The sequence below is a fragment of the Pluralibacter sp. genome (assembly GCF_019237635.1).
Lineage (GTDB): Bacteria > Pseudomonadota > Gammaproteobacteria > Enterobacterales > Enterobacteriaceae > Enterobacter_B.
Genome location: NZ_JAFAGS010000072.1, coordinates 78747 through 98495, shown reverse-complemented (window position 1 = coordinate 98495; position 19749 = coordinate 78747). Strand labels below are relative to the sequence as shown.

Sequence of the window (19749 nt, the reverse complement as noted above, 5' to 3'; positions counted from 1 at the left end):
GGTTAGCCTTCGTCTTTTGCTGCGTCGGTGGCGATAGCCAGCGGCTGCCCGATACGGGTCACCGACATATCTTTCGCGGAATCCACCAGTTGTACTTTACCCGGCGCAAACAGGTTGATAACCGTTGAGCCCAGCTTAAAGCGGCCCATCTCCTGACCTTTCAGCAGCGCCACGGACCCTTCGCTTTCACCCGCAGGCCACGTCCAGCGTTTGATAACGCCCTCGCGCGGCGGCGTGATGGTGCCTGCCCAGACGGTTTCAATGCTACCGACGATGGTGGCGCCAACCAGAATTTGCGCCATTGGGCCGAACTCAGTATCGAACAGGCAAATGACGCGCTCGTTACGGGCAAACAGGTTGGGGACGTTTTGCGCTGTCAGGATATTGACGGAGAACAGGTCGCCCGGCACGTAAATCATTTCACGCAGGATGCCGTTACACGGCATGTGAACGCGGTGATAATTGCTCGGCGACAGGTAGGTGGTGGCAAAGGTACCGTTGCGAAACAGATCCGCCATCAGGTAGTTGCCTGCCAGCAGCGCTTCCAGGGAGTAGTTATGTCCTTTCGCCTGCAAAATTTTATCGTCTTCAATGCGACCCAACTGGTTCAGGGTGCCGTCCGCCGGCATGACCAGCACGTTCGGATCGGTATTCACCGGGCGGACATCTTCACGCAGCGCGCGGACGAAGAAGTCATTGAAGGTACGATAGCTGGCGGTATCCGGTTTCTGCGCTTCTTTCATATCGACCTTGTAGCATTTGACGAACAGGTCAATCGCCAGTTTGGTCAACCAGCCTGCCCGCTTGCTCGCGCCCCAGCCAGCGAGACGCGTCAGCCACAGCTTCGGCAGAATGTATTGAAGCGAAAGTTTGAATGAATTTAACAAAGTAGCCTCCAGGCCATTGTTGTGTCACTACAGGTTCTTATCCGAACCTTTTAAAAAAGGGGCCGATTCTATCGACGTTCAGCTTAAATGTCAGTCGTCGGTTTCAGAAAAGCTTTTACGCGTTTTTACCTGCGACATGCTTTCCAGAATACGGTGATAGTTTTCAAAACGGCTCTCGGCGATTTCGCCATTTTCCACCGCCTCGCGAATCGCGCAACCGGGATCGTTGTCGTGTTTGCAGTCGCGGTATTTGCAGGCGCCTAAATAGTCATGGAATTCGACAAAACCGTGGGTGATTTGTTCCGGCTCAAGGTGCCAGAGACCGAACTCGCGCACGCCCGGGGAGTCGATCACATCGCCGCCGTGCGGGAAGTGATACAGGCGCGCCGCCGTGGTGGTGTGCTGACCCAGGCCGGAAACACCGGAGACGTCGTTGGTCAGGATCTGGTCGTCATGAAGACCTAACAATGCGTTCAGCAGGCTGGATTTTCCGACGCCAGACTGCCCGGCAAAAATGCTGATACGGTCGGTCAGCGCGTCTTCCAGCGGTTTTAACCCGTCCTGCGTCTGGCTGGACACCATCAGCACGCGATAACCGATATGGCGATAGATATCCATCTGCTCGTTAACGAAATCCATGCCGTCGTCATCCAGCAGATCGATTTTATTGAGAACGATCAGCGGCTCGACGTTGAGCGTTTCGCAGGCGACAAGATAGCGATCGATAATATTCAGCGACAGCTCTGGCAGGATGGCGGAGACGATCACAATCTGGTCGATGTTTGCCGCGATCGGTTTGACGCCGTCATAGAAGTCCGGGCGCGTCAGTACCGACGTGCGCTCGTGCACGGCTTCGACGATGCCCTTAACGTTTACGCCTTCTGCGGCCGCCTTACCGGGACGCCAGACCACGCGATCGCCAGTGACCAGCGAGCGAATAGTGCGACGAATGTTGCAGCGGTGCACGTCGCCGTCGGTGGATTCCACATCGGCGTGCATGCCAAAGCGGCTGATGACAATACCTTCGGACGGTTCGCCAAACAGGTTGTCATCGAAATCGGCCTTCTCCGAAGTCGTTTTAAGACGGCGCTGGTGGTTCGCTTTCACCCGGCGCTGCTGACCTTTGGAGAGTTTATTTTTACTCAATCGTGATGGCTCCTGGTCGCCCTGAATGGGCAAAACCTCTATGATACACGCAATTTTATACTAATTAACCAGATGTGCCTGGTTAAGCGAGAAGGGTGGAAAATAGCATGAGTGCAGATGAAAACAACCTGATTTGGATCGATCTCGAAATGACCGGGCTCGATCCCGAGCGCGATCGCATTATTGAGATCGCGACGCTGGTGACTGACGCTAACCTGAACATCCTGGCTGAAGGGCCGACTATCGCTGTGCATCAGTCTGATGAACAACTGGCGCTGATGGACGACTGGAACGTGCGCACGCACACCGGCAGCGGCCTGGTCGATCGCGTCAAAGCGAGCACCCTGGATGACCGCGCCGCTGAACTTGCGACCCTGGAATTCCTGAAAGAGTGGGTGCCAACTGGAAAATCGCCTATCTGCGGCAACAGCATCGGCCAGGACCGTCGATTCTTGTTTAAGTACATGCCGGAACTGGAAGCCTACTTCCATTACCGCTATCTTGATGTAAGCACGCTGAAAGAACTGGCGCGTCGCTGGAAACCGGAGATTCTGGACGGCTTTAAAAAGCAGGGCACTCACCAGGCGATGGACGATATCCGCGAATCGGTGGCGGAATTAGCTTACTACCGCGAGAATTTTATTAAGCTGTGATTTTTTGCGCCCGGTGCGCTTGCGTCGCCGGGTTTTTGCCGCTAAATTGTGCTCTTTGCTGATTAATTCAGCACTCAAACGAAAAACATGAAAAATTGCGTTTGAGGGGGGTTGCAGCTAAAAGGATTTCTCGTATAATGCGCCTCCCGTAACGACACAGAATTACACGTTACGACAGCAACAAATTAGTCACAGGATTTCGAGTTGTAGCAAGGCGGCAGCTTGAAAGACGAAGATTAAGCGGGAATAGCTCAGTTGGTAGAGCACGACCTTGCCAAGGTCGGGGTCGCGAGTTCGAGTCTCGTTTCCCGCTCCAAAATTTGAAAAGTGTCGCAAGACACGGACCATCCTAATCCAGGATTTCAGGTTGCAACAAGGCGGCAACTGAGCGAATCCGCAGGAGCTTACAAAAGTAAGTGACTGTGGTGAGTGAAGGCAGCCAACGCAGTAGCAAGCTGAAAGACGAAGATTAAGCGGGAATAGCTCAGTTGGTAGAGCACGACCTTGCCAAGGTCGGGGTCGCGAGTTCGAGTCTCGTTTCCCGCTCCAAAATTTGAAAGGTGTCGCAAGACACAAACCACCCAAGCGGGAATAGCTCAGTTGGTAGAGCACGACCTTGCCAAGGTCGGGGTCGCGAGTTCGAGTCTCGTTTCCCGCTCCAAATTTCTACACCACTTCCTGATATCCACAGCGTAATATTACGCCGGGGACGTTTTTTCTTGCGGCTGACACACTCTTGTGAACAGAGTTATCCACAGCTCAAAAACGCCTTCCGTAAATCGTAATTGCTTCAAATTGTGAATAATATTCTTACAAACAATTGAAAATTAACGATAAATTTTGATTTCAAATTGTTAACCCGATCACTTGACGATTTTCTGCATGTTGAATCTCAATGTGTTTTTATTTTTACTCACAGGCTGTGAATTATTCAGGCGTCTCTGGGCAAGCCCTTTTCAATGACCCTCACCAGACGCTGTTTTTGCGGCAGTTGAACCTCCACCACGCACGCATTGCGCTTCTCAATTTGCTGCGCAATCGCCCATTCTATGTGTTCGTCGAGAAGTGGGTGCTCACCTATGCGACTTTCCAGCGCCCGAATGTTGGCTTCATCCCACGGCGCATTCCCCAGCGCTACGGCGATATTACGCAGCCAGCGCAGATGGCCGATGCGGCGGATGGCGGATCCTTCCGTGGCTTTGAGAAACCCTGCTTCACTCCAGGCAAACAGCTCGATGAGCGGCGGGGCGTGCAGCGCCTTGCGGGGGCTGAAGTCCTCTTCGTCAGTTAACTGCGAATAGCGGTTCCACGGGCAAATCAGCTGACAGTCGTCGCAGCCGTAGATACGGTTGCCGATAAGCGGACGAAATTCTTCCGGGATCGCGCCTTCCAGTTCGATAGTCAGGTAAGAGATGCACCGGCGGGCGTCGACGGTGTAGGGCTCGACGATAGCGCCGGTCGGGCAGATGGTCATGCAGGCCACGCAGCGGCCGCAGCCTTCCTCTACGGGATTATCAACGGGCAAGGGCAGGTCGATCAGCAGTTCGCCGAGAAAAAAGAACGATCCGGCGTCGCGGCTGAGGATAAGTGAGTGCTTACCTGTCCAGCCAAGTCCCGCTTTTTCTGCCAGTGGGCGTTCAAGCACAGGCGCAGAATCAACAAAAGGTCTAAAATTCAGCGAGGCATATTGTTCCTGGATCATCTCGCCGAGTTTTTTAAGGCGGTTACGCAACAGCTTATGATAATCACGGCCGAGGGCATAACGGCTGACGTAGCCGAGTGCGGGATTTTTCAGGGTACGGGCAAACGCGGCGTTGGCGGGCAAATAGTTCATGCGCACGCTGATGACGCGAAGCGTACCGGGCAGCAGTTCATGGGGGCGTGCGCGCATCATGCCGTGTCGCGCCATCCATTCCATCTCGCCATGGTACTGTTTGTCCAGCCACGCCTGAAGCTCAGGCTCGCTGGCGCTCAGGTCGGTATCGGCAATACCAACCTGCTGAAAGCCCAGTTCAGTGCCCCATTGTTTGATTTGTTGCGCTAACTGATTGAGATCGAGGGGCTGTGACATGACGGACCATACATTGACGAGAAACTCCGCAAGTATACCACATACCCTCTGGCTTGCGGACGACCTGCGTCGCGCTGAAAAAGAGGCGGCAGATGCGCTGGGTCTGACCCTGTATGAACTGATGCTGCGTGCCGGAGAAGCGGCCTTTGAGGTTGCGCGCGCGACCTGGCCTGACGCCACGCGCTGGCTTATTCTTTGCGGCCACGGCAACAACGGCGGCGACGGCTACGTGGTGGCGCGCCTGGCGCAGGCGGCGGGCGTCGACGTCACGCTGCTGGCGCAGGAGAGCGATAAACCGCTGCCGGAAGAGGCGGCCCACGCGCGCGAGGCGTGGTTGAATGCGGGTGGGGTTATTCACGCAGACGATATCGTATGGCCAGAGGGTGTCGGTCTGATTATTGACGCGCTGCTCGGCACCGGGTTACAGAGCGCCCCGCAGCAACGCGTCGCGTCGCTTATCGCCCGCGCCAATGCGCACCCCGCGCCGGTGCTGGCCATTGATATTCCCTCCGGGTTGCTGGCCCGGACGGGCGCAACGCCGGGCGCGGTTATCACGGCGGCGCACACCGTGACGTTTATTGCCCTGAAACCGGGGCTGCTTACCGGCAAAGCCCGGGACGTTACCGGCATTCTGCACTACCACGCGCTGGGTCTGGAACGCTGGCTGGACGCGCAATCTCCTGCTCTTTTACGCCTTGATGCCAGCCAACTTGGACGTTGGCTGCCACCACGACGACCGACATCGCATAAAGGCGAGCACGGACGTCTGGTGATTATCGGCGGCGATCACGGCACCGCCGGGGCGATTCGTATGGCGGGAGAGGCCGCGCTACGCACAGGCGCCGGGCTGGTCAGGGTACTCACGCGGCTGGAAAACGTCGGGCCGATTGTCACCGCGCGTCCTGAGCTGATGGTGCATGAACTGACGCCGCAGAGCCTTGAGGAGGCGCTGGCATGGGCGGATGTTGTGGTGATTGGCCCCGGGCTTGGCCAGCAGGCGTGGGGGAAACAGGCGCTGCGCAAAGTGGAATCCTGCCGTAAACCCATGCTGTGGGATGCCGACGCGCTGAACCTTCTGGCATTCAATCCCGATAAACGTCACAATCGCGTGCTGACGCCGCACCCCGGCGAAGCCGCCCGTTTGCTGAATTGTAGCGTGGCGGAAATTGAAAGCGATCGCTTACTTTCTGCACACCGTCTGGTAAAACGGTACGGCGGGGTGGTGGTGCTGAAAGGCGCAGGCACGGTGATTGCCGGTGAAGCGCAGCCAACCGCCATTGTTGATGCGGGGAATGCCGGTATGGCGAGCGGCGGGATGGGGGATGTGCTGTCCGGCATCATCGGCGCATTGCTTGGGCAGAAGCTCTCCCCGTATGATGCTGCTTGTGCAGGCTGTGTGGCCCACGGCGCGGCAGCAGACAAGCTGGCGGCCCGTTTCGGCACCCGCGGTATGCTGGCGACCGATCTTTTTTCCACGCTCAGGCGTGTTGTTAACCCGGATGTGATTGACGTAAACCATGATTAATCGAGTGATTCCTTTACCCGACGAGCAGGCAACTTTAGATCTTGGCAACCGCCTGGCGAAGGCCTGCGACGGCGCGACCGTTATTTATCTGTATGGCGACCTGGGTGCGGGGAAAACCACGTTCAGCCGCGGCTTCCTGCAGGCGCTGGGACATAAAGGCAACGTCAAAAGCCCCACTTATACGCTGGTCGAACCCTATACCCTGGAAAACCTGATGGTGTATCACTTCGACCTGTATCGTCTTGCGGATCCAGAGGAGCTCGAATTTATGGGGATCCGCGACTATTTTGCCAACGATGCCATCTGCCTGGTGGAGTGGCCGCAACAGGGCGCGGGTGTACTGCCTGAACCGGATGTCGAAATTCACTTAGCTTACCAGGCGCAAGGGCGAGAGGCGCGCGTAACGGCGGTCTCCTCACTGGGTGAGTCTTTACTGGCGCGTATGGCCAGATAACCTGAGGGATGACGGGATGATGTATCGCGTTAAAAGCTGGTTGGCCGCAAGCATTATGCTGTTCTGTCTGCAGGCGACAGCAGCAAGTTTATCTGACATTCAGGTTTCAAACGGAGAGACACAGGCCCGTATCACCTTTAGCTTCATCGGCGATCCGGAATATGCGTTTTCCCAGAACGACAAACGCAGCGTCGCGCTGGATATTAAACAGACCGGCGTTATCCAGGGGCTGCCGCTGCGTTTCAGCGGGGATAACCTGGTGAAAAGCATCCGCTCCGGCACGCCGAAGGACGACCAGTCGCTGCGGCTGGTGGTGGATTTGACCGAAAATGGTAAAACCCGCGCGGTGAAGCAGCAAAACGGCAGTAATTACATGCTGGTGTTCACCATCAATGCAGATGCGCCGCCTCCGCCTCCTCCGCCGCCGGTGGTGGCGAAACGCGTGGAGGCGCCTGTTGTGGCGCCCCGTCCGGTTGAACCGGCGCGCAACCCGTTTAAATCCTCTGACGAGCGTATCACCAGCGTGACCAGCAGCAACACGGTGACGCGTCCGGCCGTGCGCGCCAGAGCCGTTAGCGGCGATAAGGTGATTATTGCGATTGATGCCGGACATGGCGGCCAGGACCCTGGGGCTATCGGCCCGGGCGGCACGAAAGAGAAAAACGTCACCATCGCCATTGCCCGCAAGCTGCGCGCAATGCTGAACGACGACCCGATGTTCAAAGGCGTCATGACCCGCGACGGCGACTATTTTATCTCGGTAATGGGGCGTTCAGACGTGGCGCGTAAGCAAAACGCCAATTTCCTTGTCTCCATTCACGCTGACGCCGCGCCGAACCGTGATGCGACCGGGGCCTCCGTTTGGGTACTGTCTAACCGCCGCGCCAACAGCGAAATGGCCGGTTGGCTGGAGCAGCACGAGAAGCAGTCCGAGCTGCTGGGCGGGGCGGGCGATGTGCTGGCCAACAGCCAGGCAGACCCTTACCTGAGCCAGGCGGTGCTGGATTTACAGTTCGGTCATTCGCAGCGTGTCGGGTATGATGTGGCGGTTGATGTGTTGGGACAGCTGGAGCGGGTGGGAAACCTGCACAAACGCCGTCCTGAGCACGCCAGTCTGGGCGTTTTACGCTCGCCGGATATTCCGTCCATTCTCGTAGAGACCGGATTCATCAGCAATAACAGCGAAGAGCGCCAGTTGGCGAGCGATGCGTACCAGCAGCAGGTTGCCCAGGCGATTTACAACGGGTTGCAGAAGTACTTTGAGACGCATCCGCTGCAGTCCGGGCCGCGCGGCGAAGGCGCGCAAACGGCCAGCGCCGCCGGGCCTGACGGGTCGTTAATTAACTAAGGAGTTCGTATGCCGATTCAGGTCTTACCGCCACAGCTCGCGAACCAGATTGCCGCTGGCGAAGTGGTAGAGCGACCTGCGTCGGTAGTCAAAGAGCTGGTGGAAAACAGCCTGGATGCGGGCGCCACGCGGATTGATATTGATATCGAACGCGGCGGCGCTAAGCTGATTCGCATTCGTGATAACGGCTGCGGCATCCGTCAGGAAGAGCTGGCGCTGGCGCTGGCTCGCCACGCCACCAGCAAGATTGCCTCGCTTGACGATCTGGAGGCTATCATCAGCCTTGGCTTTCGCGGCGAAGCGCTGGCCAGTATCAGCTCCGTCTCCCGTTTGACTCTGACCTCACGCACGGCAGAACAGCCGGAGGCCTGGCAGGCCTATGCGGAAGGGCGAGACATGGACGTGACGGTCAAGCCCGCCGCGCATCCGGTCGGAACCACACTCGAAGTGCTGGATCTGTTTTACAACACGCCAGCGCGGCGCAAGTTCATGCGTACCGAGAAGACCGAATTTACCCACATTGATGAAGTGGTGCGCCGCATCGCGCTGGCGCGCTTCGATGTCACTATCAACCTCAACCATAACGGCAAGGCGGTGCGTCAGTATCGCGCTGTAGCCGAGGGCGGACAGAAAGAGCGCCGTCTGGGGGCTATCTGCGGCGTGCCGTTTGTCGAACATGCGCTGGCGATCGAGTGGCAGCACGGCGATTTGGCGCTGCGTGGCTGGGTTGCCGACCCCAAACACACCACGGCGCAGCTGGCTGAAATCCAGTACTGCTATGTTAACGGGCGGATGATGCGCGATCGGTTAATTAACCACGCTATTCGCCAGGCCTGCGAAGATAAGCTGGGCGCGGGTGAGCAGCCCGCCTTTGTCCTGTATCTGGAGATCGATCCGCATCAGGTGGACGTTAACGTACATCCGGCGAAGCACGAGGTGCGTTTTCACCAGTCCCGCCTGGTGCATGATTTTATCTATCAGGGCGTGCTGAGCGTTTTGCAGCAGCAGGTTGACGCGACGCTACCGCTGGCGCGCGAGCATGACGATGAGGGCCGCCTCCCGCGCTATATGCCGGAGAACCGCGTGGCCGCCGGACGCAATCAGTTTGCTGAACCCGCTGTGGCCCGCGAGGCGTCAGCGCCGCGCTATACGGCGCCTGCTCCTGCCGGAGGGAGCGTTCGCAGCAGCGGCGCATCCGCCTGGCCGAACGCCCAACCTGAATACCAAAAGCAGCAGGGGGCGCTGTATCGGCAGCTGTTGGAAACGCCGGAGGCTGGGCGTAAAACCCCGGCGGCGGAGCCCGCTGAAGAGCGCCTGGCCGGGCACAGCAGCAGCTTTGGCCGGGTACTGACTATCGTCGGCGGCGATTGCGCGCTGCTGGAGCGTGACGGCAGGCTCAGCGTGCTGGCTCTGTCGGTGGCGGAGCGCTGGCTGCGCCAGGCGCAGCTCTCCCCGGAGCGCACCGACATCTGCGCCCAGCCGTTGCTGATCCCGTTGCGTCTTAAGGTCAGCCCTGGGGAGCTGGCCGCGCTGCAACAGGCGCAAGCGGTGTTAGCGAAAATTGGCGTTGAAATACAATCTGATGCGCAGCATGTGACGGTAAGGGCGGTGCCTTTACCCTTAAGACAACAAAATTTACAAATCTTGATTCCTGAACTGATAGGCTACCTGGCGCAGCAATCTACCTGCGATGCCGGAACGCTGGCGCAATGGTTGGCACGAAATTTGGCAAGCGACCATGCGCAGTGGAATATGGCGCAGGCTATCGCCATGCTGACCGACGTTGAACGTTTGTGTCCGCACCTGGTGAAGGCGCCACCGGGTGGTCTGTTGCAACCTGTTGATTTACATTCGGCGATGAACGCCCTGAAAGATGAGTGATGTAACAGAGGCGAGCCTGCCTAAGGCAATATTTTTAATGGGGCCGACGGCCTCCGGCAAGACGGCACTGGCGATTGAGCTGCGTAAAGTTTTGCCCGTAGAGTTGATTAGCGTCGATTCCGCCCTCATCTATCGAGGAATGGATATCGGAACGGCCAAGCCGGGCGCGGAGGAACTTAACGCCGCTCCGCACCAGTTACTGGACATTCTCGATCCGGCGCTGGCCTATTCGGCGGCGGATTTTCGCCGCGATGCGTTGGCACATATGGCCGACATCGTCGCAGCGGGACGCATCCCGTTGCTGGTCGGCGGAACAATGTTGTATTTCAAGGCGTTGCTTGAGGGATTGTCGCCATTGCCGTCGGCAGATCCCGCTGTCAGAGCACGGATTGAAAGAGAGGCGGCAGAGCGTGGGTGGAATGCGCTTCACCAGCAGCTCCAGGAGATAGATCCTGTTGCGGCGGCGCGTATTCATCCAAATGATCCGCAAAGGCTTTCCCGGGCACTGGAAGTTTTTTTCATTTCGGGTAAAACTTTAACGGAACTGACGCAAACGTCAGGAGACGCTCTACCGTACCAGGTGCATCAGTTCGCCATCGCCCCGGCGAGCCGTGAACTGCTCCATCAACGCATTGAGCAGCGTTTTCATCAGATGTTGGCTTCAGGTTTTGAAGCAGAAGTGCGGGCGCTTTTTGCCCGTGGAGATTTGCATACGGATATGCCTTCCGTTCGTTGTGTGGGATACCGCCAGATGTGGTCATACCTTGAAGGTGAAATCTCATATGATGAAATGGTTTATAGAGGTATTTGCGCCACGAGACAGTTGGCTAAGCGCCAGGTAACCTGGTTGCGCGGTTGGGAAGGTGTTCACTGGTTAGACAGCGAAAAACCTGAACAGGCGTTCAACGAAGTACTAAAGGTTGTTGGTGCGGGTCATGACTGAATGTGTAAAATTAAGTCGTACCGTGCGCAATTTTCAGAATCGCAAGGTTCTAAGTACAAGCCCGGCCCGTAAAACGGTGGGTAAAACAAGCATATAAGGAAAAGAGAGAATGGCTAAGGGGCAATCTTTACAAGATCCGTTTCTGAACGCTCTGCGTCGGGAACGTGTTCCGGTTTCTATTTATTTGGTGAATGGTATTAAGCTGCAAGGACAAATTGAGTCTTTCGATCAGTTCGTGATCCTGTTGAAAAACACGGTCAGCCAGATGGTCTACAAGCACGCAATTTCTACGGTTGTTCCGTCTCGTCCGGTTTCTCATCACAGCAACAACGCGGGCGGTACTTCCAGCAACTACCACCACGGTAGCAACGCGCAAGGCTCTTCTGCGCCGCAACAAGACAGCGAAGAAACCGAATAAGGTTAATGGCTGTTTTTCCATGTCGGGGAGCCAGGGTTTCTGCGTTCCCCGCTGGTATTTTATGAGGGTTTACGCTTGTTTGACCGTTATGACGCCGGTGAGCAGGCGGTACTGGTACACATCTATTTTTCGCAAGACAAAGATATGGAAGATCTCCAGGAGTTTGAATCTCTGGTCTCTTCCGCCGGTGTCGAAGCAATGCAGGTGATTACCGGTAGCCGTAAAGCACCGCACCCGAAGTATTTTGTTGGTGAAGGTAAGGCTGTCGAAATTGCGGAAGCCGTTAAAGCGACGGGCGCCTCCGTTGTTTTGTTCGACCATGCATTGAGCCCGGCCCAGGAACGTAACCTGGAGCGTTTGTGCGAGTGCCGGGTTATCGACCGAACCGGTCTTATTTTAGATATTTTCGCCCAACGTGCGCGTACCCACGAAGGTAAGCTGCAGGTTGAGCTGGCGCAGTTGCGCCATCTGGCGACGCGCCTGGTGCGCGGCTGGACCCACCTTGAACGACAAAAGGGCGGGATCGGCCTGCGCGGCCCGGGTGAAACCCAGCTTGAAACAGACCGTCGTTTACTGCGTAACCGCATCTCCCAGATCCTCTCCCGACTGGAGAAGGTGGAGAAGCAGCGAGAGCAGGGACGGCGCTCCCGAACCAAAGCGGATATCCCCACCGTGTCGCTGGTGGGGTACACCAACGCCGGGAAATCGACGCTGTTTAACCAGATTACCGAAGCGCAGGTGTATGCGGCGGATCAGCTGTTCGCCACGCTGGATCCTACCCTGCGCCGCATTGATGTCGCCGACGTCGGCGAGACCGTGCTGGCGGATACCGTAGGGTTTATTCGCCACCTGCCGCATGACCTGGTCGCGGCGTTTAAAGCGACGCTGCAGGAGACCCGTCAGGCGACGTTGCTGCTGCATGTGATTGATGCCGCTGACGTGCGCCTGCAGGAAAATATTGATGCGGTTAATGTTGTTCTCGATGAGATCGAGGCCAACGAGATCCCGACCCTGTTGGTGATGAACAAAATCGATATGCTGGACGATTTCGAACCGCGTATCGACAGGGATGATGAAAATAAACCCGTCCGGGTCTGGCTGTCTGCCCAGACCGGGGTGGGTGTGCCACTGCTTTTCCAGGCTTTAACGGAACGTCTTTCCGGTGAGGTGGCGCAGCATACGCTACGTCTGCCACCGCAGGAAGGGCGTCTGAGAAGCCGGTTTTATCAGCTTCAGGCGATAGAAAAAGAGTGGATGGAGGATGACGGCAGTGTCGGCCTGGAGGTGCGCATGCCGATAGTAGACTGGCGTCGACTCTGTAAACAAGAACCTGCACTGACGGACTACGTGGTCTGACAGACGGTAGCCTGAAGATTATTTGCATTTATACCCGGCAATAAAGCCATATACCCTAGATAATTCGGGTTACAGGAAGGCGGCAAGGGAGTGAATCCCCAGGAGCTTACTTTAGTAAGTGAGTGGGGTGAGGGAGTGCAGCCAACGCACCTGTAGCGCGAAGTATGACGGGTATACACCGCATAACAAATATGGAGCATATACATGGCGTGGAACCAGCCCGGTAATAACGGACAAGACCGCGACCCGTGGGGAAGCAGCAATAATCAAGGCGGCAACTCTGGGGGGAATGGAAACAAAGGTGGTCGCGATCAGGGGCCGCCCGATCTGGATGATATCTTCCGCAAGTTGAGCAAAAAGCTCGGCGGTTTCGGCGGCGGCGGTAAAGGCGGCCTCGGCGGCGGCAATTCGTCTCAGGGGCCGCGCGGCCCGATGGGCGGACGCATCGTCGGCATCGTGGCTGCAGCCGTGGTCATCATCTGGGCCGCGAGCGGATTCTACACCATTAAGGAAGCGGAACGCGGCGTCGTGACCCGTTTTGGCAAGTTCAGCCATCTGGTTGAGCCAGGCCTGAACTGGAAGCCGACGTTTATCGACGACGTGACGCCGGTGAACGTGGAAGCTGTACGCGAGTTGGCGGCATCCGGCGTGATGCTGACCTCCGATGAAAACGTCGTGCGCGTTGAGATGAACGTGCAGTACCGTGTGACCGATCCGCAGCGCTACCTGTTTAGCGTTACCAGCGCCGACGACAGCCTGCGCCAGGCGACCGACAGCGCGCTGCGCGGCGTTATCGGCAAATACACCATGGATCGCATTCTGACGGAAGGTCGTACCGTTATTCGTAGCGATACCCAGCGTGAGCTGGAAGAGACCATTCGTCCGTACAACATGGGTATCACCCTGCTTGACGTCAACTTCCAGGCTGCTCGTCCGCCGGAAGAGGTGAAAGCCGCGTTTGACGACGCGATTGCCGCCCGTGAGAACGAGCAGCAGTATATCCGTGAGGCGGAAGCCTATACCAACGAAGTACAGCCGCGTGCGAACGGTCAGGCGCAGCGTATTCTGGAAGAAGCGCGTGCGTATAAGACCCAGACTATCCTGGAAGCACAGGGTGAGGTGGCTCGTTTTGTGAAGATCCTGCCGGAATATAAAGCCGCGCCGCAGATCACCCGCGAGCGTCTGTATATCGAGACTATGGAGAAAGTGCTGAGCCATACCCGTAAGGTGCTGGTAAACGACAGCAAAGGTGGCAACCTGATGGTTCTGCCGCTTGACCAACTGCTCAAGGGCGGTAGTGCGCCTGCGGCGAAGAGCACCAGCGGGGCGAACAACCTGCTGCGCCTGCCGCCTTCGTCAACGAGCAGCAGCGCCAGCGCCACGACCACGTCTTCTTCAAGCGATGGTGACATCATGGACCAACGCCGCGCGAACGCGCAGCGTAACGACTACCAGCGTCAGGGGGAATAACGATGCGTAAGTCAGTTATTGCGATTATCATCATCGTTCTGGTTGGGCTCTATACCTCTGTTTTTGTGGTAAAAGAGGGCGAGCGCGGCATTACCCTGCGTTTTGGCAAAGTTGTCCGTGATAGCGATAACAAACCACTGGTTTACGAGCCGGGTCTGCACTTTAAGCTGCCGTTCCTTGAGTCGGTGAAAACGCTGGATGCGCGTATTCAGACCATGGATAACCAGGCCGATCGTTTCGTGACCAAAGAGAAGAAAGACCTGATCGTCGACTCGTACATCAAGTGGCGCATCAGCGATTTCAGCCGTTACTATCTGGCCACCGGCGGCGGCGACGTCTCCCAGGCGGAGGTATTGCTGAAGCGTAAGTTCTCTGACCGTCTGCGTTCTGAAATTGGTCGTCTGGACGTCAAAGACATCGTCACCGACTCCCGTGGTCGCCTGACGATTGAAGTTCGCGACGCGCTGAACTCCGGTTCTGCGGGTACCGACGACGAAGTTGCAACGCCAGCGGCGGATCAGGAGATCGCCAAAGCCGCCGAGCGCGTGCAGACGGAAACCAACGGTAAAGCGCCAGCCATTAACCCGAACAGTATGGCGGCGCTGGGTATCGAAGTGGTCGACGTGCGCATCAAGCAGATTAACCTGCCAGCAGAGGTATCCGACGCTATCTACAACCGTATGCGCGCCGAGCGTGAAGCGGTAGCGCGTCGTCACCGTTCTCAGGGTCAGGAAGAGGCAGAGAAGCTGCGTGCGGCCGCGGACTATGAGGTGACCAAAACGCTGGCGGAAGCCGAGCGCCAGGGCCGCATCATGCGCGGTGAAGGCGATGCGGAAGCCGCGAAACTGTTTGCCGACGCGTTCAGTCAGGATCCGGATTTTTACGCCTTTATCCGTAGTCTGCGCGCTTACGAGAACAGCTTCGATAGCAACCAGGACATCATGATTCTCAGCCCGGACAGCGACTTCTTCCGTTATATGAAGACGCCGGGCAGCACGTTAAAATAACCAACGTGTGAGTCTGATATGATAGCTCCAGCCAGATTGGCCGGAGCTATTTTTTTAGGGGAAGATGACATGGCAGAAAAGGGGATTGTCAGGAAAAACAGCGCCAGTAAAAAGCGGACCTCCGCTGCGCGTCAGCAGCTTATGACATATTGCGAGAGTATTCGCAAACAACAAGGGCTAATTGCAAAATTACAACAACAGCGAATTGAGACTTACTCCCGCTTTCAACAAGAGCTTTTACCCGCAGAACAGCAGTTTATTCAGCTTCTTTATAATAACACGCTTCGCTTATGTGAACTGGCATCACGTAAATCACTCTCCCGTACACAGAGAGACCACCTTATTTTCTTTATCGAAGATAACGTTGATGTTCTTCGACATCATCCTTTTACCAACCATGTTGATATTTCTGCGTTATTAACCAAAGCCCTGTGTCTTTGCGCACAGCTTTCTGTTACTTCAGAGCTGGATGAGATTGATTCCCTCCGTGAATACATCAATGGCGATCGGCCGGAAGGCGAAGGCTTTAGTGACGAGGAATTGCTTGAGATCTTTCGGGATCCGCAAAAGATGGAAGAAGTGATTCAGGCGAAGCAACAGCAGGAGCAGGCGTCTGATGATGACGATCTTTTTGCCGATGATTTTGATTTCTCGCCTGACGATGAGCAACGCCAGGCGCAGCATAAGAAGCTGGACAGTCTGTTTAGTGACAGTGTTATCAAAACGATGTACAAGCGCCTCGCTTCTGCGCTTCATCCCGATAAAGAAATGAATGAGGCGTCGAGAAAGGAAAAACATGACTTAATGGTCCAGCTAACGCAGGCGAGAAAGGATCATGATGTCTGGACGATTTTCGAAATGTATCAGCAGCACATCGATGGGAATGCTGATTTTTCTGACGATGAAATTCCCGTCATTAATCAATTGCTGAAGCAGCGTCTTTCTGCGTTGAAAGCAGAATATGAGTCGCTCTGGTATGACGAAAGCTCTATTGAGGGATTGATCTGGTCACAGTTTTCGGGTCGAACATCGAAATCGATAGAAAAGAAACTGGACAGTCGCCGTACTAAACTGCGCGAAATGACGGAAGTCGAAGAAAATATGATAGCCCATCTTTCGTCAGTGAAAAGTGTTCAGCAGTATTTGAAAACGCACCGCCGTCATGTGGATGAGCTGTCTGAACTCTTTATTGAACAAATGTTTGACGATTTGTATTCTTAAATCAGGGCTTGCAGATGGCGCTTACAAAAAAAACAGCAACAACAGCTTAGACAACTGGATAAAAAAGCGCTGCTTGATATTGTTCAGCAGGTTATTCGTGATGACGACGCTATTGCGCAGTGGGTGATTAAGGGGTGGCTGACCGAGTCCGATATGCTACTTCGGCAGCTCCGCCGCGAATATACGCGGTATACGCAAGACGGGTATTATTATTCATACCACGAAGCCGACATTTATTTAGACACGCTGATGCAGACCATCGTCCACCCACTGTCGCAAATTGCGCATGTGCAACCGACGGGAGTGGCGTCGCTGGCGGCGGATTTACTGTTGGATGTTGGCGGTCTGTCTGAGCTGGTATATCCCTCCAGCGACCGCTGGGAAGATTATTGCTCGACGGTGTTTGCTCTCTGGATCCAGGCGATCTCTGCACAAAAGGAACGATCCCCTGAGGATGTTGCGAAGGGATATGAATGGTTTGATATCTGGGAACTCTGTGAATGGCAGGAAACATTAGGCCATGACGTATTGCGCGCGCTGTCCACGCAGTTTCAACGCGCGGGGGAACGCAATAACGCTTTTGTTGTGTATCCGTGATGTCCATGCTGCACAGGTACTCGTCGGCCAGCGTGCATTTCTGGCGCCTTTATCTTAAAGCGGGAGGGGATGAGCAGCGTGACCTTCCGTTGTTTTTGCGTTTTGCTGGTAGAGTCGATAATGAGGATGGGATTCGGTTTTTGGCGGATATCCAGAACTACATACTGCTGAGTGACGTTATCAACGGCACGGGACCTGTGGCAGAAAGTATCCGCCTGCCGGATAGCATGACGGGGTCCTTTTGGCGAACGCTTTCTTCAACGCTTTATAAGCAAGGTTACGCGCAGGCCGCTGTGGTGCTTCGACGTCGCCTGGCGGAATACCCCATCCATCGTGGCGGTAGTGCGTGCTATGCCTGGGCTGCGGATGATGCCCAAAAAGCTATTGATTATTGCTCCGGGCTGGAATCATCAGGCGGTTTCATGAACTCTCAACAGTGGTTGCAGTCATTATATAAGACACATTATCGTAAGCATTCGTTGTGGAAGATTATTCAGGAAAAAATCGCGGGGCTAAGCGTTGTTAAAGCGCAGGGCCTGAGCTGGAAACCGAAGGTATAATATTTTGAATTCAACTATCTGGCTGGCGCTTGCGCTGGTTTTAGTTCTGGAAGGTCTTGGTCCCATGCTGTATCCCCAGGCGTGGCGACGCATGGTCGCTTCGCTCTCCCAGTTACCCGATAATCTTTTACGTCGCTTCGGCGGTGGTCTTGTGGTTGCAGGTATCGTCATCTACTACATGTTGAGGAAAACGATTGGCTGATCAAAAAGCGAACTGATTTGCTTATTTTTGAGTGCAAAAAGTGCTGTAACTCTGAAAAAGCGATGGTAGAATCCATTTTTAAGCAAACGGTGATTTTGAAAAATGGGTAACAACGTCGTCGTACTGGGCACCCAATGGGGTGACGAAGGTAAAGGGAAGATCGTCGATCTCCTGACTGAACGGGCTAAATATGTTGTACGCTACCAGGGCGGTCACAACGCAGGCCATACTCTCGTAATCAACGGTGAAAAAACCGTCCTCCATCTTATTCCATCAGGCATTCTTCGCGATAACGTGACCAGCATCATCGGTAACGGCGTTGTGCTGTCTCCGGCAGCGCTGATGAAAGAGATGAAAGAACTGGAAGACCGTGGTATCCCGGTTCGCGAACGTCTGCTGCTCTCTGAAGCTTGTCCGCTGATCCTCGACTATCATGTCGCTCTGGATAACGCGCGTGAAAAAGCGCGCGGCGCGAAGGCAATTGGCACCACCGGTCGTGGTATCGGGCCTGCTTATGAAGATAAAGTTGCGCGTCGCGGTCTGCGCGTCGGCGATCTGTTCGACAAAGCGACCTTCGCTGACAAGCTGAAAGAAGTGATGGAATATCACAACTTCCAGCTGGTGAACTTCTACAAGGCCGATGCGGTTGACTACCAGAAAGTGCTGGACGATGTGATGGCGGTAGCCGACGTCCTGACCGCGATGGTGGTTGACGTTTCCGACCTGCTGGATCAGGCGCGTAAACGCGGCGACTTCGTGATGTTCGAAGGCGCGCAGGGTACGCTGCTGGATATCGACCACGGTACCTATCCGTACGTGACCTCTTCCAACACCACCGCGGGTGGCGTTGCAACCGGTTCTGGCCTCGGTCCGCGTTACGTTGACTACGTGCTCGGTATCATTAAAGCCTACTCTACCCGCGTGGGCGCAGGTCCGTTCCCGACAGAACTGTTCGACGAAACCGGCGAATTCCTGTGCAAGCAGGGTAACGAATATGGCGCGACCACCGGTCGTCGTCGCCGTACCGGCTGGCTGGATTCCGTTGCCGTGCGCCGTGCGGTACAGATCAACTCCCTGTCCGGTTTCTGCCTGACCAAGCTGGACGTGCTGGATGGTCTGAAAGAAGTGAAAATCTGCGTCGGTTACCGTATGCCGGATGGCCGCGAAGTGACCACCACGCCGCTGGCTGCCGACGACTGGGAAGGTATTGAAGCGATTTACGAAACCATGCCGGGCTGGTCTGAATCCACCTTCGGCGTGAAAGATCGTAGCGGCCTGCCGCAGGCAGCGCTGGACTACATCCAGCGTATTGAAGAACTGACGGGCGTGCCGATTGATATTATTTCTACCGGTCCGGACCGTACTGAAACGATGATCCTGCGCGACCCGTTTGACGCATAATCATCCGAAGGGCGCCGCCTGGCGCCCTTTATTCCTGTTTTTGCCTTCCCCGCTCAAATAAATTAGCCGCTAACTATCTGGCTGGTTTATCATCAATAGTAATTACGTCTGTCGACATACCCTGTTTTTTCTTTTCCCTGAGGTTGATGTGCAGTTAACAAGTTTTACCGATTACGGATTGCGCGCGCTAATCTATATGGCGTCGTTACCGGAGGGCCGCATGACCAGTATCTCTGAAGTGACGGAGGTCTACGGCGTTTCTCGTAATCACATGGTCAAAATAATCAATCAATTAAGTCGTGTTGGCTATGTGACTGCGGTGAGGGGAAAAAACGGCGGCATTCGTCTGGGCAAACCGGCGGAAAGCATCCGTATTGGCGATGTCGTCCGCGAGCTTGAGCCGCTGTCGCTGGTTAACTGCAGCAGCGAGTTTTGTCATATTACGCCAGCCTGTCGTCTGAAACAGGCGCTTTCAAACGCCGTGCAAAGTTTTCTCAAGGAACTGGATAACTACACACTGGCCGATTTGGTTGAAAAGAATCAACCGCTGTATAAATTATTGCTGGTGGAGTGAGCCATCACGCCACTGGAGCTGACAACGGAGGAACC

At 55.5% G+C, this 19749-nt stretch carries 19 protein-coding genes and 3 tRNA genes; 19 read left to right on the top strand and 3 right to left on the bottom strand.

Annotation, left to right across the window (positions count from 1 at the left end; genetic code table 11):
- Positions 1 to 2: 2 nt before the first annotated feature.
- Together asd and rsgA are read right to left on the bottom strand one after the other, a co-directional pair.
- A complete protein-coding gene (gene asd / locus JO226_RS08835) occupies positions 3 to 887 on the bottom strand; it encodes an archaetidylserine decarboxylase (protein ID WP_293547490.1) in 885 nt (294 codons plus the stop codon).
- Between the two features lie 90 nt (positions 888 to 977).
- Entirely contained in the window at positions 978 to 2033 is a 1056-nt protein-coding gene (gene rsgA, locus JO226_RS08830; RefSeq protein WP_293547487.1) for a small ribosomal subunit biogenesis GTPase RsgA, read from the bottom strand.
- Positions 2034 to 2140: 107 nt separating this feature from the next.
- On the opposite strand from rsgA, the gene orn reads away from it, so the two are divergent.
- The 4 genes from orn (at position 2141) to JO226_RS08810 (ending at position 3347) form a co-directional block, all read left to right on the top strand.
- Entirely contained in the window at positions 2141 to 2686 is a 546-nt protein-coding gene (gene orn, locus JO226_RS08825) for an oligoribonuclease (RefSeq protein ID WP_293547484.1), read from the top strand.
- Between the two features lie 240 nt (positions 2687 to 2926).
- Positions 2927 to 3002: transfer RNA gene (locus JO226_RS08820), tRNA-Gly, on the top strand.
- A 157-nt stretch (positions 3003 to 3159) separates the two neighbouring features.
- Positions 3160 to 3235: transfer RNA gene (locus JO226_RS08815), tRNA-Gly, on the top strand.
- A 36-nt stretch (positions 3236 to 3271) separates the two neighbouring features.
- A tRNA-Gly gene (locus tag JO226_RS08810) sits at positions 3272 to 3347 on the top strand.
- Between the two features lie 270 nt (positions 3348 to 3617).
- On the opposite strand, the gene queG is transcribed toward JO226_RS08810, so the two are convergent.
- Complete coding sequence (gene queG, locus JO226_RS08805; RefSeq protein ID WP_293547481.1) at positions 3618 to 4757, bottom strand: tRNA epoxyqueuosine(34) reductase QueG; 1140 nt, start codon at positions 4755 to 4757, stop codon at positions 3618 to 3620.
- Between queG and nnr the strand changes: the two genes are divergently transcribed.
- The 15 genes from nnr (at position 4756) to nsrR (ending at position 19714) form a co-directional block, all read left to right on the top strand.
- On the top strand, positions 4756 to 6282 hold the full coding sequence (gene nnr, locus JO226_RS08800; protein ID WP_293547478.1) for a bifunctional ADP-dependent NAD(P)H-hydrate dehydratase/NAD(P)H-hydrate epimerase: 1527 nt from the start codon (positions 4756 to 4758) through the stop codon (positions 6280 to 6282). The two genes, queG and nnr, sit on opposite strands and share 2 nt — an antisense overlap.
- Positions 6275 to 6736: a tRNA (adenosine(37)-N6)-threonylcarbamoyltransferase complex ATPase subunit type 1 TsaE gene (gene tsaE / locus JO226_RS08795; RefSeq protein WP_013367945.1), complete on the top strand. Its 462-nt coding sequence runs from the start codon at positions 6275 to 6277 to the stop codon at positions 6734 to 6736. Before nnr ends, tsaE begins: the two co-directional genes overlap by 8 nt.
- Positions 6737 to 6752: 16 nt before the next feature.
- Positions 6753 to 8084, top strand: a complete 1332-nt coding sequence (gene amiB, locus JO226_RS08790) for an N-acetylmuramoyl-L-alanine amidase AmiB (protein WP_293547475.1) — start codon at positions 6753 to 6755, stop codon at positions 8082 to 8084.
- 9 nt (positions 8085 to 8093) lie between these two features.
- Positions 8094 to 9965, top strand: a complete 1872-nt coding sequence (mutL, locus tag JO226_RS08785; protein ID WP_293547473.1) for a DNA mismatch repair endonuclease MutL — start codon at positions 8094 to 8096, stop codon at positions 9963 to 9965.
- A complete protein-coding gene (gene miaA / locus JO226_RS08780) occupies positions 9958 to 10908 on the top strand; it encodes a tRNA (adenosine(37)-N6)-dimethylallyltransferase MiaA (protein ID WP_293547470.1) in 951 nt (316 codons plus the stop codon). Before mutL ends, miaA begins: the two co-directional genes overlap by 8 nt.
- A 109-nt stretch (positions 10909 to 11017) precedes the next feature.
- Positions 11018 to 11326, top strand: a complete 309-nt coding sequence (hfq, locus tag JO226_RS08775) for an RNA chaperone Hfq (RefSeq protein ID WP_293547467.1) — start codon at positions 11018 to 11020, stop codon at positions 11324 to 11326.
- Between the two features lie 75 nt (positions 11327 to 11401).
- The gene (gene hflX, locus JO226_RS08770) at positions 11402 to 12682 is read left to right on the top strand and encodes a ribosome rescue GTPase HflX (RefSeq protein ID WP_013367940.1); all 1281 of its coding nucleotides are present in this window, start codon (positions 11402 to 11404) and stop codon (positions 12680 to 12682) included.
- Positions 12683 to 12886: 204 nt separating this feature from the next.
- Entirely contained in the window at positions 12887 to 14152 is a 1266-nt protein-coding gene (gene hflK, locus JO226_RS08765) for an FtsH protease activity modulator HflK (RefSeq protein WP_293547463.1), read from the top strand.
- A gap of 2 nt (positions 14153 to 14154) precedes the next feature.
- Positions 14155 to 15159 carry a protease modulator HflC gene (gene hflC / locus JO226_RS08760; protein ID WP_293547461.1) on the top strand — a complete coding sequence of 335 codons (1005 nt, stop codon included), beginning with the start codon at positions 14155 to 14157 and terminating at the stop codon, positions 15157 to 15159.
- An 18-nt stretch (positions 15160 to 15177) separates the two neighbouring features.
- Positions 15178 to 16380: a hypothetical protein gene (locus JO226_RS08755; RefSeq protein ID WP_293547458.1), complete on the top strand. Its 1203-nt coding sequence runs from the start codon at positions 15178 to 15180 to the stop codon at positions 16378 to 16380.
- Between the two features lie 153 nt (positions 16381 to 16533).
- Positions 16534 to 16977: a hypothetical protein gene (locus JO226_RS08750; protein ID WP_293547456.1), complete on the top strand. Its 444-nt coding sequence runs from the start codon at positions 16534 to 16536 to the stop codon at positions 16975 to 16977.
- Positions 16977 to 17537 (top strand): hypothetical protein, encoded by a 561-nt coding sequence (locus JO226_RS08745; RefSeq protein ID WP_293547454.1) that lies wholly within the window; start codon positions 16977 to 16979, stop codon positions 17535 to 17537. Before JO226_RS08750 ends, JO226_RS08745 begins: the two co-directional genes overlap by 1 nt.
- A gap of 4 nt (positions 17538 to 17541) precedes the next feature.
- Positions 17542 to 17739, top strand: a complete 198-nt coding sequence (locus tag JO226_RS08740; protein ID WP_293547452.1) for a DUF2065 domain-containing protein — start codon at positions 17542 to 17544, stop codon at positions 17737 to 17739.
- A gap of 102 nt (positions 17740 to 17841) precedes the next feature.
- The gene (gene purA / locus JO226_RS08735; protein WP_293547451.1) at positions 17842 to 19140 is read left to right on the top strand and encodes an adenylosuccinate synthase; all 1299 of its coding nucleotides are present in this window, start codon (positions 17842 to 17844) and stop codon (positions 19138 to 19140) included.
- Between the two features lie 148 nt (positions 19141 to 19288).
- Complete coding sequence (gene nsrR, locus JO226_RS08730; RefSeq protein ID WP_293547449.1) at positions 19289 to 19714, top strand: nitric oxide-sensing transcriptional repressor NsrR; 426 nt, start codon at positions 19289 to 19291, stop codon at positions 19712 to 19714.
- The last annotated feature ends 35 nt before the right edge of the window (positions 19715 to 19749 follow it).

What these genes read in the sequence shown, in the direction of transcription:
- JO226_RS08745 (WP_293547454.1), top strand. Translation starts at nt 16,977, where the DNA reads ATGTCCATGCTGCACAGGTACTCGTCGGCCAGCGTGCATTTCTGGCGC.
- JO226_RS08750 (WP_293547456.1), top strand. Translation starts at nt 16,534, where the DNA reads ATGCTACTTCGGCAGCTCCGCCGCGAATATACGCGGTATACGCAAGAC.
- mutL (WP_293547473.1), top strand. Translation starts at nt 8,094, where the DNA reads ATGCCGATTCAGGTCTTACCGCCACAGCTCGCGAACCAGATTGCCGCT.
- JO226_RS08755 (WP_293547458.1), top strand. Translation starts at nt 15,178, where the DNA reads ATGATAGCTCCAGCCAGATTGGCCGGAGCTATTTTTTTAGGGGAAGAT.
- miaA (WP_293547470.1), top strand. Translation starts at nt 9,958, where the DNA reads ATGAGTGATGTAACAGAGGCGAGCCTGCCTAAGGCAATATTTTTAATG.
- hflK (WP_293547463.1), top strand. Translation starts at nt 12,887, where the DNA reads ATGGCGTGGAACCAGCCCGGTAATAACGGACAAGACCGCGACCCGTGG.
- amiB (WP_293547475.1), top strand. Translation starts at nt 6,753, where the DNA reads ATGATGTATCGCGTTAAAAGCTGGTTGGCCGCAAGCATTATGCTGTTC.
- hfq (WP_293547467.1), top strand. Translation starts at nt 11,018, where the DNA reads ATGGCTAAGGGGCAATCTTTACAAGATCCGTTTCTGAACGCTCTGCGT.
- hflC (WP_293547461.1), top strand. Translation starts at nt 14,155, where the DNA reads ATGCGTAAGTCAGTTATTGCGATTATCATCATCGTTCTGGTTGGGCTC.
- queG (WP_293547481.1), bottom strand. Translation starts at nt 4,757, where the DNA reads ATGTCACAGCCCCTCGATCTCAATCAGTTAGCGCAACAAATCAAACAA.
- nnr (WP_293547478.1), top strand. Translation starts at nt 4,756, where the DNA reads ATGACGGACCATACATTGACGAGAAACTCCGCAAGTATACCACATACC.
- orn (WP_293547484.1), top strand. Translation starts at nt 2,141, where the DNA reads ATGAGTGCAGATGAAAACAACCTGATTTGGATCGATCTCGAAATGACC.
- tsaE (WP_013367945.1), top strand. Translation starts at nt 6,275, where the DNA reads ATGATTAATCGAGTGATTCCTTTACCCGACGAGCAGGCAACTTTAGAT.
- purA (WP_293547451.1), top strand. Translation starts at nt 17,842, where the DNA reads ATGGGTAACAACGTCGTCGTACTGGGCACCCAATGGGGTGACGAAGGT.